This window comes from Variovorax sp. 01N425 (assembly GCF_056399465.1).
This window is the reverse complement of record NZ_JBFTRJ010000015.1, coordinates 1-16837: the sequence shown is the minus strand read 5'-3', so window position 1 is coordinate 16837 and position 16837 is coordinate 1. Positions and strand designations below refer to the sequence as shown.

At 67.6% G+C, this 16837-nt stretch carries 16 protein-coding genes; 5 read left to right on the top strand and 11 right to left on the bottom strand.

From position 1 onward, the window contains the following. Positions 1–49: 49 nt before the first annotated feature. The 6 genes from AC1DSC_RS24495 to AC1DSC_RS24470 are packed head-to-tail and all read right to left on the bottom strand — an operon-like array spanning position 50 to position 6456. Positions 50–565: a GspH/FimT family pseudopilin gene (locus AC1DSC_RS24495; protein ID WP_369662999.1), complete on the bottom strand. Its 516-nt coding sequence runs from the start codon at positions 563–565 to the stop codon at positions 50–52. Between the two features lie 13 nt (positions 566–578). Further along, the gene (locus tag AC1DSC_RS24490) at positions 579–3674 is read right to left on the bottom strand and encodes a pilus assembly protein (RefSeq protein WP_369663000.1); all 3096 of its coding nucleotides are present in this window, start codon (positions 3672–3674) and stop codon (positions 579–581) included. 46 nt (positions 3675–3720) lie between these two features. Then, on the bottom strand, positions 3721–4287 hold the full coding sequence (locus tag AC1DSC_RS24485) for a pilus assembly PilX family protein (protein ID WP_369663001.1): 567 nt from the start codon (positions 4285–4287) through the stop codon (positions 3721–3723). Next, the gene (locus tag AC1DSC_RS24480) at positions 4284–5456 is read right to left on the bottom strand and encodes a PilW family protein (RefSeq protein ID WP_012747939.1); all 1173 of its coding nucleotides are present in this window, start codon (positions 5454–5456) and stop codon (positions 4284–4286) included. Before AC1DSC_RS24480 ends, AC1DSC_RS24485 begins: the two co-directional genes overlap by 4 nt. Continuing rightward, positions 5453–6052: a prepilin-type N-terminal cleavage/methylation domain-containing protein gene (locus tag AC1DSC_RS24475; RefSeq protein WP_062366863.1), complete on the bottom strand. Its 600-nt coding sequence runs from the start codon at positions 6050–6052 to the stop codon at positions 5453–5455. The genes AC1DSC_RS24480 and AC1DSC_RS24475 overlap by 4 nt, the downstream gene beginning before the upstream one ends. Continuing rightward, a complete protein-coding gene (locus AC1DSC_RS24470) occupies positions 6046–6456 on the bottom strand; it encodes a type IV pilin protein (protein WP_369663002.1) in 411 nt (136 codons plus the stop codon). The genes AC1DSC_RS24475 and AC1DSC_RS24470 overlap by 7 nt, the downstream gene beginning before the upstream one ends. A gap of 282 nt (positions 6457–6738) precedes the next feature. On the opposite strand from AC1DSC_RS24470, the gene AC1DSC_RS24465 reads away from it, so the two are divergent. From AC1DSC_RS24465 to AC1DSC_RS24445, 5 genes are all read left to right on the top strand, one after another. After that, entirely contained in the window at positions 6739–6999 is a 261-nt protein-coding gene (locus AC1DSC_RS24465) for a hypothetical protein (RefSeq protein WP_369663003.1), read from the top strand. A gap of 26 nt (positions 7000–7025) precedes the next feature. After that, positions 7026–7271 carry a hypothetical protein gene (locus AC1DSC_RS24460; protein WP_369663004.1) on the top strand — a complete coding sequence of 82 codons (246 nt, stop codon included), beginning with the start codon at positions 7026–7028 and terminating at the stop codon, positions 7269–7271. A gap of 134 nt (positions 7272–7405) precedes the next feature. After that, positions 7406–7714 carry a proteophosphoglycan ppg4 gene (locus AC1DSC_RS24455; RefSeq protein ID WP_369663005.1) on the top strand — a complete coding sequence of 103 codons (309 nt, stop codon included), beginning with the start codon at positions 7406–7408 and terminating at the stop codon, positions 7712–7714. Between the two features lie 10 nt (positions 7715–7724). Next, on the top strand, positions 7725–8357 hold the full coding sequence (locus tag AC1DSC_RS24450; protein ID WP_369663006.1) for a L,D-transpeptidase: 633 nt from the start codon (positions 7725–7727) through the stop codon (positions 8355–8357). 238 nt (positions 8358–8595) lie between these two features. Then, positions 8596–12675, top strand: coding sequence for an autotransporter outer membrane beta-barrel domain-containing protein (locus AC1DSC_RS24445; protein ID WP_412511023.1), 4080 nt, complete (start codon positions 8596–8598; stop codon positions 12673–12675). A 27-nt stretch (positions 12676–12702) separates the two neighbouring features. Here AC1DSC_RS24445 and AC1DSC_RS24440 read toward each other — a convergent pair whose 3' ends face one another. The 5 genes from AC1DSC_RS24440 to AC1DSC_RS24420 all read right to left on the bottom strand — a co-directional run. Beyond that, positions 12703–14436, bottom strand: a complete 1734-nt coding sequence (locus tag AC1DSC_RS24440) for a bifunctional protein-serine/threonine kinase/phosphatase (RefSeq protein WP_369664491.1) — start codon at positions 14434–14436, stop codon at positions 12703–12705. A 24-nt stretch (positions 14437–14460) separates the two neighbouring features. Further along, positions 14461–15273: a formate/nitrite transporter family protein gene (locus AC1DSC_RS24435; RefSeq protein WP_012747948.1), complete on the bottom strand. Its 813-nt coding sequence runs from the start codon at positions 15271–15273 to the stop codon at positions 14461–14463. A 62-nt stretch (positions 15274–15335) separates the two neighbouring features. Then, positions 15336–16160, bottom strand: coding sequence for a uroporphyrinogen-III C-methyltransferase (cobA, locus tag AC1DSC_RS24430; protein WP_436287703.1), 825 nt, complete (start codon positions 16158–16160; stop codon positions 15336–15338). Positions 16161–16174: 14 nt separating this feature from the next. After that, positions 16175–16606: a nitrite reductase small subunit NirD gene (gene nirD / locus AC1DSC_RS24425; RefSeq protein ID WP_369663008.1), complete on the bottom strand. Its 432-nt coding sequence runs from the start codon at positions 16604–16606 to the stop codon at positions 16175–16177. Between the two features lie 15 nt (positions 16607–16621). After that, on the bottom strand, positions 16622–16837 hold a 216-nt coding region (locus tag AC1DSC_RS24420), incomplete at its 5' end, for a hypothetical protein (protein WP_478131935.1).

Below are 16837 nucleotides of genomic sequence, written 5' to 3'. Positions count from 1 at the left end.
CAGTGCACTATTGTCCGCGTCGCCGAGGATCGCACAAAAAAGACCTCATTCATGCGGCGCAGCTTCCTGCATCGGTCCGCGTGACAGAGGAACGGCCGGTGGCGCTGATCTTGACCAGCCGCTTCGGGGTACCCTGCGGGGTAGCCCGGCAGATCGTGAAGTTGGCCGCGGTGGCGCCGACGCCGGTCCCTTCGAAGGCGAGCGCGCTGAGGCCGCCGCTGTCGCGGATGCGGTAGCCGCTGGCGGCTGCGGGCTGCTTCTGGATCACCGTGGGTGTCGCACCGCTGCTGATGATGATCCAGCCGGCCTCCCATTGACCGTCGGTGGCGCAACTGGTGCCGTTGGACGAGGCGCACAGCGTGACGGGCGCGTTGCGCTTGATGGCCTCGCTGCGCGCGAGCTGGCTGCCGGCGACGAGATCGGTCGCGTAGGAATTCAGCCGGGTCGAAAGCCTTATGTAGTCGAAGGAGGGAACCGCCACCGACACCAGCACGATCAGCACCACGAGGGTGATCATCAGCTCGATGAGCGTGAAACCGCGAGCGCGCGTGCCGGCCATGGCCATCCCTTTTTTCCTTTTACTTCTGGATGAACCAGTAGACGCGGCCCTTGGGCTGCTTGAAGGCGGCCTTGACCGTGGCGCCCTTCGGGCTCAGGAACGAGTCGGGGTTGGCGCCGATCACCACGTCGCGCAAGGTGTCGCCCACCATGACCCGGCCGACCACGGGCGATGGCGCGAGGCCGCCGCCAATCACGTTCTGGAAGCGCGCGCCGTTCTGCCCCGTGGCGTCCAGGTACGACAGGTTGTAGACGTTGGCGGTGCCCAGGTTGGAGCGGCACGACTGGCTCACGGCCGGGTCGGTGGGCGTGTGGGTGTTGAAGGTCGTGTTGCCATAGGCCGTGACCGACGAGGTCACCACCTGCTCGCCGGCCGCAAGCGCGAGGTACCAGCCCTTCTTGGCCGCGAGCTCGGTCGCGGACGGCGCCGTGGTGCCCGTGATGGCAAAGAGCGAGTTGTGGCACAGCAGCGAGTTGCCGTCGCAGTGGCTGGCCTCCGCGGTGAGCCAGGCGGTGTCGGAGGGCTTGTCGACCAGCATGTAGAAGCGGTTGGAGACGCTGAGCGCGGCGGCGTAGGAGCGCAGCGGCTTCTCGCGGTCGCCCGAGCCCAGCAGCAGCACGTACATGCCGTTGTCCTCGACCACGTCGGGACCGAACATGAACTTGCGGTTGGGCGTGCAGGCGGTCACGGTGTCGCTGCAGCCGAGCGAGGCGATCTTGACCATGCTCCAGCTGGCGGGCGCGCCGCTTCCGATGGTGATGCGGTACACGTTGCCGCCCAGGTCGGCCGCGTAGGCGAACTTGGCGAGGCCGGTGCTGTCGTTCACGATGGTGACCTCGCCGCTGACCGCGCGGACGGTGTCGAAGGTCTTGAGGACATCGCCAGTGCTGGCGTCCAGCACATAGATCTTGTTGCCCTTGGTGGCCGAGCCGCAGGCGCTGGCGGGCGTGGTGGTGTCGACGTCCTCGCACTTGTCGTAGCCGCCGCCGAACATCACCATGGGCGTGTTGCCGGCGCCATAGCCGCTGGCCTTCACGATCTTCGGTGCCGACCAAGTCTGGCCGATGCCGCTCATGTCGTTGGCGCCGCTGTCGCAGCCCGTATCGTTGTCCTGGTTCGGGCAGCCGCGGCGCCATTTGAGAACGGGCGACGCGGGGTTGGACACGTCGAACGCATAGATCAGCCGGCCGCCGCGGCGCATGCTCGCATAGAGCCATGCCGATGTGCCCTGGCGGTAGGCCGCCATCGGGCCGTCCATGCCATAGGGCTTGGGCGCGGTGGCGCCCACGCTGACCGGAATGCCCGGAAAGTTGATCCGCGTGGTGTTGTCGTACAGCCGCTTGATGCTGCCGTAGAACTCCGGCGGCACGAAGGACCACAGCTCGCTGCCGGGCGCTGCCGACCCGATGGAGGTGGCCTGATTGCCGTTGACGGCGCGCAGCACGCCGTCGTTGGCGCCATAGAACACCACCACCTGCGCGTTCGCCAGGTCGTCGCTGCCGTAGTTGATGGCCACCGGCCGCGAATGCACCACGTCGCCGTGCACCGAGGGGCGCATGGCGGTGGTGGAGGTCAGGGGATTTCCGGTGGTGTCCTTGCGCTCGTCGCCCTTGTTGTCCAGGCCCCGGAGCCAGTTGATCAACGCGGTCCGTTCGGTGGTGGTTTGCGCCCCGAGGGCCGTCGACGTGATGCCCGCATTGCCATCGGCGAAGGTGGTCAAGGCCGAGCAGGCGCCCGGCGCGCAGGTCATGACGTTGCGGTCGGCGGTGGCCACTTGGCGCAGCATGTAGGCTTGTGCGCCTTTCTCGACCACGTTGCCGTCCGGGCTGTCCGAAGCGCGAAGGTCGATGGTTGTGTCGCTGCTGATGCAATCGCCGGAGGGGTTGAAGCTCCAATAGGTGTTGCGACTGGTCGGCGTCCAGAAACTCCGCGCGCAAGGTGCAATGAAGCCGGTCTGGTTGTTGATGGCGTTGGCGCCCGAGGCGTCCTGCAGGATCAGCTGGTTGCTGCCATCCACGCCCAGCTTGTATTGCTTGAGATTGCCGTTCCAGCGGGGATAGGCGGAATCGTCGGGGCGGAACATGCCCACGAACACCTGGTTCAGGTAGGTGCCCTGCGTGTTCACGCTCACGGGCAGGCTCACCGACGAGAACACGCTGTTGACCGACTGGATCTTGCTGAAGATGTCGTCGAGCGCATCGCTCAGCGCCTTGCCCAGGTTGGGATTGGTGGAAATGTCGTAGTACTCGCCATTGCTCTGCTTGGACATGCTCTTGAGCAATGCAGTCCAGCCCGGCCCCTGGCCGCCGCTGGCCGTCGCGGCTTCGACGGTGTAGACCTTCACGCCCATCCTGCTTTGCAGGAACCTGGCCCATTCGTCGGCCACGTTGTCCTGCGAGCCGCTCGGGTTCAGCGTAATGGCGGTGGTCGTGCCGCCCGCGGCGCGCAGGGCATCGGTGGAAGTCGTGGTGTCGCTGTTGTTGTCCTGTGCGGCACCATTGCTGATGTAGATGACGTAGGTGCCGATGCAGTTGGCCGTGTTCGGACCGATATAGGTGTTGCTATCAACGGCCGTCAAGGGGTTTCCCGGCAGCGCATAGATTGCCTTGGATGCGGCGGTTCCAAAGGTATTGCCCGCGTAGTCCGCCTTGGCCTTGTTGTTGCCAGCCATGGGTGCGCCGTTGCTCAGGTAGCGGTAGACCTCCGCCATCATCTTGCCGGCCTTGCCGCCGTTGGACTTGTCGTCCCGCACATCGAGGCTACGGATCAGCGCGCCGTAGTTCGTCTTGTTGGCAGCATCGAGCAAGCGCACGCCAGCGCGCAGGTAAGCACCATCGACGTTCGAATTGCCTCCGCCCGTTTCGGTGAACATCATCACGCCCACCTTGAACTTGCCCACGGGCAGGCTTTCGAAGGCGCTCGCCAGCGCGTTCATTTCAGCGGTGAAGAGCGGGGTCCAGTTGGCCGTGTTGTCCACCACGAACAGCACATTCGGCGCCTCCGTGGTGGTCTGGTTGTAGCCGACGAAAAGATCGATGTCTTCCGCCTGGGCCGAGCCCAGGCCGAGCATCAGCATCGCAGCGGCGCAGAGCGACCGGAAGAAGTTCTTTTTCATGATTGCGATCCGTTCGTCGTCGTGATCATCGGGAGGAGGGGAATGGCTATGAACACAGCGCCAGGAACTGCTCTTTGCTCAGGAGCGCGCGCACGCCCTGGCGAACCGAGGTGACCGTGCCGCTCACGGCATCGGTCACGCTGGTGCTGATGTCCCACACCGAGTTGTATTGGTCGGGCAGCGCATTGAGGCCCGAGCCGGCGGTGGATGCCCCGCCGCCGATGCCGCCGGGTCCCACCGCGCCGCCGCCGCCGGTATCCGTCGACTTGGTCGCCCGCACGCAGGTCGGCGGTGCAATCTGGACTTCGTAATCGATCGTGCCGTCGTTGTTGATGTCCACCATGCTCACGGTGCGCTGCGGCGCCGCAAGCGAAGGCGAGCCGTCCACGCCCGGCAGCAGCAGCGAGGCCGCCACTTCCTCGATGGCGCGGTTGGAAGCGGCCACGGCTTCGTTCCGGCTCTGCATGTTGCCGACCGACTTGAGGTTGGTGTTGCTGAGCGTGAACCCCGCCGTCACGGCCAGCGTGATGAGCACCAGCATGATCAGCCCGACGATCAACGCCGCGCCGTCTTGTTGCCGGCGCATGGTGGAGTGCGTTGTCGATGGCTTCACGGCGTTTCCCTGCGTCCGGTCACGTTGGTCATGCGGATCGCGGTGGTGAACGCATGCCGCTTGTAGTGGTCGTTGAAGGGGCCGAGCGATCCGCTTCCCATGTTGTAGGTGCGCGTATCCGTGTGGCCGGGAGAAATCTCCAGGCTGCGGGCGACCACATAGAGCTTGACGGCCGCCACGTTCATCAGCTGGTCGGCCGTGCAGGGCAGCGCGGTGCTGCAGTGCACGAAATCGCCATCGGGGCTTCCGTCGCCGCGATTGGTGGGCGTGGACCTGTTGGCCACGTCGGCCCAGTTGATGGCCTGGGCGTAGTTCACGAGCGCGCCGGTCTTGCTGAGCGTGTCCAGGCCCAGTTCCACGCGGAAGCCCTCGATGCCCTCGATGAGGGGAACCGGCGGCTGCTGCGCCAGGCCGGTGGCCGAGAGGTCGAAGCGCGAGCGCGCCAAGGTCGGAATGCCGTCGCCCACGGTCTCGGCGTAGGTGCGCACGTAGTAGATGTCGGAGATGAACTTGCGCTTGGGCGCCGGCGCCGTGCAGTTCTTGGCCAGCATGGTGGCAAAGCCCGCCGTGCTGAGATCGAAGTCCGAGGGCTTCTGCGTACCGCAGAACGACGACTGGAAGTAGAGCTTGCCCAGCGTGTCGGCTTCGCAGTTGGGCGCGCCCGGCACGCAGGTCTCGGCATGGCGCACCACCAGCACGTCGGTGCCGGCTTTCTGATTCGGCAGCAGATCGGTGCAGCTGGCGGGCACCGCGGCGTAGGCCTGCACGGGCATGTCGAGCAGGCTGCGCTTGTAGTCGTCGGTCCAATTGGCCGCCGAGTAGGCCAGGCAGGGATCGGGCGCCGTGCCGGTGGGTACTTTCTGGGGCACGCCACTGACGGTGAGGTCGTCGAACTCGGGCATGTAGTTTTCCCAGAAGCCCGCGTGCGAGACCTCGTTCTCAAGCACGAAGATGCTGAGGCGGCCGCTCTCGATCTGGCGATTGACCCTGACCATCTCGCGCTGGGTGTTGTTCACGTTGAGGAACAGCGCCAGCAGCGCGGCCACGACGATCAGCATGATGGTGATCGCCACCATCAGCTCGATCAGCGTGAGGCCGTGCTGGCGCAGCGAGGCGCGTGTCCGCCGGGCAGGGCGCTGAACCGCGATCGCGAAGCTGGCCTGGCTCATGAGAGATTCCCGATGCGCACCAGCGTCGTCACGGTCCTTCGGCACCTGTCGCTGGAACAGGCCGGCGCCGGTTCGCTGGCCGAGGCCGGGGCAGCTGCGTCGTACAGGTCCTTGCCGCAGGGCACGCCCTCCGGCGGCGCGGCGATGGGCACCAGGCCTTGCCAGGCGACCGTGATCAGGTATTCGTTGTTGCCCAGGTCCTGCACGCAGCCGCGGCCGCCGATCATCGCGCCAAGCTTGGTGCCGCTGGAGGTTTCGGCTGCGCCCTGCAGCGCGTTGCACCACTCCTTGACGTCGACCTGCAAGCGCGTGGCGGTGGCGGTCGGGCAAGTGGCTCCGGCGCCCAGCGGCGCAGTCGTGACGTAGCTGGAGGCCATGCGGCGGTTGATCTCGATGCGGCTGGCCATGTCGTTGAGCAGGATCAGCGCCTGCGAGCGCTGGTAGGACTCCATCTCCGACGACTGGAGGCGTGCTTGCAGGCCCACGAGCCCAAAAAGCCCGAACGAGACGATCAGCAGCGTGACCAGCACCTCGAGCAGCGTGGCGCCGCGCTGCCCTCGGCCGTTCGGTGCGGCAGACAAATGGCGCCTCACCATTTGCCCGCCGGCGTCTTGACGCCCTGGTTGTCGAGGGTGAGGTCGCCATCTCTCTGCTGGCTTCCCGTGGGGCTGAAGGTCAGGAGAAAACTGGGCACCTGTGTGCCGGCGTCCTGCAGCGTGATGGTGTAGCCGTAGTTGGCCGCAACCTCCGCGGGCAGCGTGTAGCCGCTGGCCGTGAGGGCGTCCTTGGTGGCGTAGCTGCGGTTGGCCAGCAGGAACTGCTGCTGGCGGTTGGCGATGTCCATCATCTGCGCCTGGGCCGCCGAGCGCTTGGACCGGATGATGTACTGCTGGTAGCTGGGATACGCGATGGACGCCAGGATCGCAATGATCGCCACCGTGATCATCAGCTCGATCAATGTGAAGCCATTGCGCTTGCGCGGGAACGAGTGCTTTTTCATTCAGCTGGCCATCAATGTTTCACAATGTTATTTATGTGAATTTATCACATACAAATGTGAATAGGGGGCATTCGATGCTGATCCATTCGAGCGCCGCCGGCAAGGTGTTGCGCCTTTGGAGAAACGCTTCAGCAACATTCAACAACCGAACGGCGGCCCTGGGGCGAGGAAGCTTCCGACTCAGGGACGCTGGCCTCGTCCTACGTGCGGGACCGGGCTACCTCCCAGAATGGGTTCGTTCCAACTTGTGTTCCCAAAGCGAACAGAGAGGAGTCGATCGACATGACCAGAGCACCCGGAAGCCTCGGTTCAGGCGACGGATCGCGGCCCACCACCGACGGGGGCGTCGACAACATCGGCGCAGGCGACAAGTTCGCGAGCAGTTCATCGGCGGCAGGCGAACAGGACTCGGCACCGGCGCCGGCCGAGCGCATGGCGCGCAAGCGCAAGAACGCGGAGGCCTCGCGCCATGACGATTCCGCGCCCTTCGGGCTGCGGGAGGATCTCCGCGCCGAAACCAACCAGGAGCCGTCCAAGCCCTGATGCTTGGATGGCCTGAGGAGCCCAAGATGACTTCTTCGGAAAAAGCCTTTCCCTTTCCCACCTCCAAGAACCACGGCAAGCCGCCGGTCGAGCCCGCCAAGCCGACCGAACAGGCGCCGAGCGAGGAGGCCCTGGACAGCGGGGTCGAGGAATCCTTTCCCGCGAGCGACCCGGTGTCGGTCACGGTGACCAAGGTCAAGTTGCCCAAGGCGCCGCAGGACAAGCCGCAAGACAAGGCGCAGGAAGGCCCCGACCCGGACGCCAAGAGGTAGCGCTCCTACACCGCGCCGCGCAGCGAACCGACCCCGCGCAGCCGCGAGGCTCCTAGCTTTCCTGAGGTCGGGCATCCGGTTCGACACGGCCTTTTCTGCCGGGGATTGCCGGCTTCTCTTCAGGAGACATGACCATGAACAGCACTTCCAGACTCCTTGCAGCGCTCGCCCTGGGTGCCGCAGGCGCGGCCTTCGCGCAAGGCAACCCGCCCACCACGGCGCCCGCCAATCCGGCCACGGCGGCCGGCCAGCAGAATCCGTCGGGCGGCGCCATGGGCACCACGGGCGTGACGCCGCAGAACACGCAGAGCGGCAGCACCTCGGGAAGCTCCTCCGCGCCCACGGCCCAAAGCTCGCCTGACACCAGCAGCAGTTCCAGCAGCACCATGGCCGCGTCGGGCGACACGCCTGCCATGCGGCGTGCACGCGCCGACCGCAACTGAGCGCGGTGCCGTGACAGCTGCGCCGGGCACGGCGAGCCGCGCGCTTGCCGTGTTCGTCTCGCTTTCGCTTCTGTCGCTGTCGGCGTCGGCCCCGTCGCCGCCCGCGGTGGAAGATGCGCAGTGGCTCGCGCGGGCCGTGGTGGCCACGGCGGACAACCGGGCGGCCCCGTTCGCGGTGGTCGACAAGAGGAACGCCCGCGTCTTCGTCTTCGACGCGGCTGGCCGGCTCCAGGGTTCGTCGCCCGTGCTGCTGGGCCTGGCGCACGGGGACGACTCCGTGCCGGGCATCGGCGAGCGCGAGATGTCCAGGATTCGGCCTGAGGAGCGCACGACGCCGGCGGGGCGCTTCAGGACGGAGCCGGGTCGCAACGCCCAAGGCGAAGACATCGTCTGGATCGACTACGACGCCGCCGTCTCGATGCACCGGGTGCGCGCCACCGTCAAGTCGGAGCGCCGCCTGGAGCGGCTGGCGTCGCCCAGCGTGGCCGACAACCGCATTTCGTATGGCTGCATCAATGTGCCGGCCGCGTTCTACGACGCCTACATCAAGCCCGCGCTCGGCAGCCGCCGCGGCGTGGTGTACGTGCTGCCCGAAACCGTGGCGCCGCACCAGCGCTTCGAATTCCTGAGCCGGCCTGAATAGCGGCCGCCTGGACTGGGCAGGACGGCGCGCGGGCAAGCCTCTCGCCTCTCACAAACAGTTGAAAGAAGACACGCACTCTGGCATAAAGCCAGAGGTTGTGACGAAGTGTCTTTATATGTCAACTATTGTTTCAATATTTCCCGCTGCTCCATCGCGATGCCTGCCGGGAACGCGGAATGAGGCCGCCTTCGCCACAGGTTCCGCATAGCCAATACCAATCAATACGAGGAGCGAGGGCATGAACAACATTCATTGCAGCGTCTGGAACGCTGCGCTGGGCGCGTGGGTGGCCGTTTCGGAGCTTTCACGGCGGCGCAGGCGAGGAGCTTCGTCTTCCGCCGCGGCGGCCGTGTGCCTGCTGGCGCTTGTGAGCCTGCCGGGAACGGCCTCCGCGCAGGCCGCCGGCGGCGGCGCAGCCATGGTGGCCGGAGGCACCGGTGGCCGCGGCGGCGCGGGAAATGGCGCCGGAGCCGGGGGCGGCAGCGTCGGCGAGTACCCCACCAGCAATGGACAGGCGCCGACAGCCGGAGCCGGGGGTGCTGGCGGCAACGGTGCGGCGGGGGCTGGCGGTACGGGCGGCGCGGTAGGCGCCACCAGTGCCGCGGGCTCCGCCACTGGGGCGTCGGGAACCAACGGCGTTGCCGACCCCGACCCTGTCTATGGCGCCGGCGGTGGCGGTGGCGGCGGTGCCGCCGTGTACACCACCGACACATCCATCACCGTGGTAGGTGGGACCACTCTCCTGGGTGGCAACGGCGGCAACGGTGGCATTGGGCGCTTGTCCGGCGGCGGCGGCGGTGGCGGCGCGGGCCTTCAGGCCGTCGCCGCGAATGCAGTGGTCAACAATGCGAGCCTGACGGTCACGGGCGGCAATGGGGGCAACGGAGGCGTCGGCCAATGGGCCGGCGGCGGTGGTGGCGGCGGCGATGGCATCGTGTTGCAAGGCGGAGGCGCCATTGTCAACAACACCGGCACTGCCACGGGCGGAAATGGCGGAAGTGGTGGCACCGTCACCATCGGCGGCCTGGTGGGCGGCGGCGGCGAAGGCGGTGCCGGCCTGGCGCTGGAGTCCAGCGGCAACTCGGTGCTCAATACCGGTGCGCTGGTGGGAGGTGCAGGCGGTGCCGGCGGAAGCAGCGCTGCCAACGGCATCGGCGGTGCGGGCCTGCGCATCCGCGGCAACACGAACACCATCGTCAACACCGGCATCTTGACCGGGGGCTTCGCCGGCGATGGCGCTACGCGTGGCGATGCGGTGCGCATCACCGGCAACGACAACTCGCTCGAACTGCAGGGCGGCTCGGTGATCACCGGGACGCTGACTGCGAACGGCATCGGCAATGTGCTGCGCCTGGCCGGCGCGCTGACCGATGGAACCACCTCGCTCGGCGCCGCCACCTACCGCGGCTTCGACCGCTACGAGAAGACGGGCGCCAGCACCTGGACGCTGACCGGCACCACCACCGAACTGACGCCCTGGCACGTGCTGGGCGGCACGCTCGCCATTGCCGACGACGCCGCCCTCGGCAGCTCGGCCGGCACGCTCACGCTCGACGGCGGCACCTTGCGCGCCACCGGCACGACCGCCGGCACGCGCAATGTCACGGTGGGCGCGGGCGGTGCGGCTTTCGAGATTGATCCTGCGCAGGCGCTGACACTCAACGGCGTGCTTTCCGGCAGCGGCAGCCTGCAAAAGACCGGCGCCGGCACGCTGGTGCTCGGCGCGGCCAACAACTACGGCGGCGGCACCCTTGTCAACGACGGGTCGTTGATCGCGACAGCCAGCGGAGCCCTGGGCAGCGGACCCGTCATCGTCAACGCGTCGCTCACGTTCGAGACCGGCGTGAATGCGGGATCGCTGTCCATCACCAACCAGAACGGCTACACCCGATTCAACGGCACCAGCACCGCAGGCACGGCCAGCATCGTCAACAACAACGGCAGCGGCACCGACTTCTATGGCGACAGCCGCGCAGGCACGGCAAGCATCACCAACAATGACTACGCTTTCACATACTTCCGCGAGACTGCATCGGCGGAGCAGGCGACGATCCTGAACCCCTCGGGCACCACCTTCTTCATCCAGAACGCCACGGCCGGCAACGCCAACATCGACAACAGCGGCGGGCAGGCGCGCTTCTACGACAGCAGCAGCGCGGGCTCCGCGAAGATCATCAATCGCAGCGGCGGCATCACCTATTTCGTGAACACCAGCAGTGCCGAAAGCGCCACCATCGACAACCGCGCCGGAGGCAGTGTCGATGCGTCGTACCACACCGGCGGGCTCTCGATCGGTGCGCTGTCGGGCGCCGGGCGCCTGCTTCTGGGCGCCGAGGCCGTCAGCGTGGGGGCGCTGGGCACGAACACGACGATCAGCGGCGTGATCGCCGATGGCGGCGAGAACGGCGGCACCGGCGGCTCGCTCGTGAAGGTCGGCACCGGCACCTTGACGCTGTCGGGCGCCAACACCTACACCGGCGGCACCGCGCTGAAGCAGGGCCGCCTCGACCTCGGCCACAGCCAGGCGCTGGGCACCGGCACGCTGGCGATGGACGACGGCACCACGCTCGGCTTCAGCGCCGACGGACTGACCATCGCCAATGCCATCGAGCTGACCGGCAGCAACGACCCCGTCATCGACACCGGCACCTTCAGCGAAACGCTCAGCGGCGCGATCAGCGGCGGCGGCTTCATCACCAAGCAGGGCAGCAGCACGCTCACGCTGACGGGCGCCAACACCTACACCGGTGCCACCAACGTGGCCCAGGGCACCTTGCGTGCCGGCGCGGCCAACACCTTCAGCGCGAGCTCCGCGCACAGCGTGGCGGCCGGCGCCACGCTGGACCTGGCGGGCTTCAGCCAGACGGTGGCCTCGCTTGCCAACAGCGGCACCGTCTCGCTCGTCGGCAGTGCGCCGGGCACCACCTTGACCGTCAGCGGCCCCTACGCCGGCAACAACGGCGTGCTGCGCCTGGGCACCGCGCTGGGCGCCGATGGCAGCGCGAGCGACCGGCTGGTGCTCGACGGACCCACTGCCGTTGCCAGCGGCAGCACGACGGTGCAGGTCACCAACCTGAGCGGACTGGGCGCACTCACCAGCGGCAACGGCATCGAGGTGATCAGTGCACGCAACGGCGCCACCACCACCGCGCAGACCACGAAGAGCGCCTTCTCGCTCGCGGGCGGCCATGTGGATGCGGGTGCCTACGAGTACCGCCTGCATGCCGCCGATGCGGGTGGGGCAGGGGAGAACTGGTACCTGCGCTCCACCACGAACGTGGTCCCGCCGGCCGATCCCGTGGCGCCGTCTCCCCCGGACCTTCCAGCCGCGCCACCTGTCGTCGTGCCCACCTACCGCGCCGAGGCCTCGCTGTATTCCGCGCTACCGAGCCAGCTGCGCCAGGGCAGCATCGCGATGCTGGGCGACCTGCGCAAGCGCGTGGGCGACGACGATGTGAAGGGCACGGCCGCAGCGCCGGCGGGTTCGCAGCGCCGCGCCTGGGCACGCGTGCTCTCCGCCGACCTCGACATCCGGCAGGGCGGCACCGTCTCGCCCACCAGCAAGGGGCGCTTGACCGGCGTCCAGGCCGGCACCGACCTGCTGGCCGCACCCAACTGGCGCGCTGGCCTCTACGTGGGCCAGCTCGACGGCGATGCGCGCGTCAACGGCTTTGCCAGCGGCTTGCAGAACCTGCGCGTGGGCCGCAACGACCTGCGCAGCCAGTACGTGGGCATCTACGGCACCTACAGCGGCGACAGCGGCCTGTATGCCGACGCCGTGGTGCAGTCGGGCCGGCACCGCTACACGGTGCAGCCGAACCTCGGCGGCGGCGTGGAAGGCAAGGGCCACAGCCTGCTGGGCTCGATCGAAGTGGGCCAGGCCTTCGCGCTGGGCGCGAGCGGCTGGAGCGTGGAGCCGCAGCTGCAATTGATCCACCAGCACCTGGACCTGAACAACTCGGCCATCGTCGGCGCGGTGGTCCAGCCCGAGGCCGACAGCGGCTGGATCGCACGCGCGGGCATCCGCGTGAAGGGCGAGCTCGCCACCGGCCTGGGCACGCTGCAGCCGTACGGCCGCTTCAACGTCTACAAGAGTTCGAGCGGCGCGGATGTGGCGCGCTTCGTGAACGGCGCCACGCGCACCGACATCGCGGCGCCGACCGGCGGCACCAGCACCGAGCTGGCGGGCGGCTTCACGCTGGCGCTGGGCAACACCACCAGCCTGTACGGCGAAGTGGGCAAGCTCTGGTCCTCGGGCGGGGACGCCAAGGTGAAGAGTTCGGTCAACGCGTCGCTCGGCGTGCGGGTCAAGTGGTGAGCGGCCGAGCGGGCGGCCTTCGCTCCCTCAGCTGCGCAGGCTGATCACACCAAGCAGCACCACCACCGCCATGCCCAGCAGCAAGGCGGTGCATTTCCAGAAGACCACCGGGTTCTTGTCGACGAGCGGCGTGCCGCGCCGGGCCAGGAAATCAGGATGCGGCTGGCGCAGGTCCTCGACGAATTCCGACAGCGCTTCATGGCGCTTGAGCGGGTTGGGGTGCAGCGCCTTGCGCAGCACTTCATCGATCCATGCGGGGATGGCGCGCTGCGCTTCGAGTGCCGGGCGGTACTGCAAGTTGCGCTGGTCCGCGCGCGTGCGGATGCGCGCCACCTGCGCGCCGTAGGGCAGGCGGCCAGTCAGCATCTGGTAGACGACCACGGCCAGCGAGAACAGGTCGGACTGCGCTGAGCCGCCGTCGCCGACGAAGTATTCGGGCGCCGTGTACTGCACCGTGCCCAGCACCTGGGCCGGGTCGGCCAGCTTGCTGTCGCCCAGGCCCGCCACCCAGGCCGAGCCGAAGTCGATGATCCGCACCGTGCCCGTGCGGTCGATCATGATGTTCTCGGGCCGCAGGTCCTGGTGCAGCATCTCCATGCGATGGAAGGCCTGCAGCCCCTTGGCCAACTGCTCCACGATGCCGCGCACCGACTCCAGGCTCGGCCGCGGGTTGTCGACCATCCACTGCGCGAGCGTCTGCCCGTCGACGAACTCCATGGCCACATAAAGATAGCTGCGCTTGCGTTGCGGCACATGCGGCTTGAGCACATGCGCACTGTCGATGCGCCGCGCCACCCATTCCTCGAGCAGGAAGCGGTCGAGATGGGCCTCGTCGTTCTGAAGGTCGACGGACGGCGTCTTGAGCACGACGCGCTCGCCCGTGTCGTTGTCGACCGCCAGGTAGATGTGGCTGCGGCTGCTGCGGTGCAGGTCGCGCACGATGGTGTAGCCGTCGAACTGCATGCGCGCTTCGAGCATCGGCGGCAGGCGCAGTGCCGCGCGCTGCACCTGCAGTTCATTGACCTCGCCGTCGGGCAGGGCGTCGACGCGCACGATCTGCACCGTCAGGTTGTCGGGGCTGCCGCGCCGGTACGCTTCCTCGGCGATGCTTCTTGCCGCGGCGTCCAGGTCGCCGGGGTGGGCATCGAGCGCGGTGCTGATGGCGGCCGCATCCACGTGTTCATGGACGCCGTCGGAGGTCAGCAGGAAGACATCGCCTTTCTCGATGGCGAGGGCCTGGTAGTCGATCTCCACATGCGGACCCACGCCCAGCGCCCGGCTCAGATAGCCGTGCCCGCCGGCCACCGAGACGCGGTGGTCTTCGGTCAGCTGCTCGAGCGCCCCGGCATGCCAGCGGTAGACGCGCGTGTCGCCCACATGGAAGACGTGCGCCGTGGTCGACTTGATCACCAGCGCGCTGAAGGTGCAGACGTAGCCGCGGTCCTTGTCGAAGCGGCCGCTGCTGTTCTGGGTCTGCGCGTGCAGCCAGGCATTGGCGGCCGTGAGCACGCGCTGCGCCGAGCGGCTCACGCTCCAGGCGTCGGAGGTGCAGTAGTAGTCGGTCAGGAAGCTCCTGACCGCCGACTCGCTGGCCACGTGGCTCACGTCGCTGCTGCTGATGCCGTCGGCAATGGCGACGGCCACGCCCTTGGCGCTGCGGCCCGGCGCCTCCGGCAGGGCGGCGCCGTGGAAGTCCTGGTTGGAATCCTTGCGTCCCTTGTCGGAGTACTGGCCGATGGAGACCGCGAGGCCGGAGCGCATCGTCACGCGGCGTCGGTGCGCAGGTCAGCGCGGAACGCGCTTGGGCGCCGTGCGCACGTGCGTGGCGTACAGCGTCAGGCCGGTGAACGACAGGCCGCCGACGAGGTTGCCCAGCACGGTGGGGATCTCGTTCCAGATGATGTAGTCCATGATCGAAAAATTGCCGCCCATGAGCAGCGCCGAGGGGAACAGGAACATGTTGACCACCGAGTGCTCGAACACCATGAAGAAGAACACCATGATCGGCATCCACATGGCCAGCACCTTGCCGGTCACCGAGGTCGAGATCATCGCACCCACCACGCCGGTGGACACCATCCAGTTGCACAGCATGCCGCGCACGAAGAGCGTCAGCATGCCCGCGGCGCCATGGGCGGAGTAGCCGAGCGTGCGCGCTTCGCCGATCGTGGCGATCACCTGGCCGACCTTGTCGGGCGGGCTGGTGAAGCCGAAGGTGAAGACGATGGCCATCAGCACGGCCACGGTGAAGGCGCCGAGGAAATTGCCGACGAACACCAGGCCCCAGTTGCGCAGCACGCCGCCAATGGTCACGCCCGGCCGCTTGTCGATCAGCGCGAGCGGCGTCAGCACGAACACGCCGGTCAGGAGGTCGAAGCCGAGCAGGTAAAGAATGCAGAAGCCGACGGGAAACAGGATCGCGCCGATGATCGAGTAGCCGGTCTGCACATTGATGGTGACGGAGAACACCGCCGCCAGCGCGAGGATCGCGCCCGCCATGAAGGCGCGGATGAGCGTGTCGCGCGTGGACATGAAGATCTTGGATTCACCGGCGTCCACCATCTTGGTGACGAATTCGGAAGGCTGCAGGTAGGCCATGGATTTTTTCTTTGGAATTGAAGGGTGAGAAGCTGAACGGAAAAAGGGGGAGGGGCCGCGCCTCAGGCGGCCTTCTCCAGCGCGGGCTGCGCGGAGGAAGCTGCGGCCGCGAGCCCTTGCAGGACATCGCCGACCACGATGATCGAGGGGCTGCCAAGGCTGTTGTCGGCAATCGTGCGCTGCAGCGTCGCCAGCGTGCCGACGGCGTGCCGTTGCAACGGCAGGCTGGCGTTCTGCACCACCACGACAGGCGTGGCCGGCGGCAGTCCGCTCAGCAGTTCGTCCTGGATCGAGCCCGCGCTCGATACGCCCATGTAGATGACCAGCGTGAGGCGCGCCGAATGGGCCGTGGCCGCCAGCGTGCGCCAGTCCGGCCCCGGCGATCCGGGCTTCGCGTGGCCGGTGATGAACACCACGCCCTGCGCATGCGCACGGTGCGTGAGCGGCACGCCGAGCGAGGTCAGCCCGGCCAGGCCGGCGGTGATGCCGTTCACCACCTCCACATGGATGCCGGCCTGCGCGAGGTGCTCGACCTCTTCGCCGCCGCGGCCGAAGATGAAGGGGTCGCCGCCCTTGAGCCGGACCACGTGCTCGCCTTCGCGCACCGCCATGATCATCAGCCGCTCGATGAAGCTTTGCGGCGTGCTCTTGCAGCCGCCGCGCTTGCCGACGTGGATCACGCGCGCGCCCGACGCTGCCATGGCGACGATGTCGTCGCTGACCAGGTCGTCGACGAGCAGCACGGTGGCCGACTGGATGGCCCTGAGCGCCTTCAGCGTGAGCAGTTCGGGATCGCCGGGGCCGGCGCCGACGAGGGTGCAGCGGCCGAGCGCCATGGGCGCCCGCACATGCGTCGCAGGCGTCGAAGAAGTCAGAGTGAGGCTCATGGTGGCTCCGCGGTTCAGGCGGCCGTGTCTTCGGACAGGCGGGTGCGGTTCGCGGGCCCTGCAACGGGGCGTTCCAGTTCGACGGCATGCGTCGCGAGTTCTTTCGAATCCAGATGCACCACGCCTTCGGCGACCTTCACCGCAAACTTCGGCGTGCACCCCACATCCGGCGACTTGGCACACCCGTCCTCCAGCCCGATGGCCCAGTTGTGCAGCGGACACGCCACGCTGGTGCCGAACACGATCCCCTGGGAGAGCGGCCCACCCTTGTGCGGACAACGGTCCAGCAGCGCGAACACCTGGTCCTCGGCATTGCGGAACACCGCCACATCCACGCCCACCGGCCGTGCCACGCGGCGCGCCCCCAGCACCGGGATGTCCTCGACGCGGCAGATCACCTGCCACTCGTTGCCGCTGTTGTTGGGGTTGCTGTTGTTGTTGCTCATTTGCTGTTGCTCCTTTCAGGCCGCCTGGGTCGCCTTGTCATCCACCACCGCCACCGGCGTGAACTGCCGCACATCCACCGAGGCCTGGCTCGACTCGAACCACGGATCGGGCTCCCCATCCAGCGCGAACTGCAGCCGCTCCCACAGCGCCTTGCGGCCTTCGGTGTCCTCCAGGATCTTCTTCTTCACATGGTCCAGCCCCACCCGCCCGATGTAGTGCACCGTGCGCTC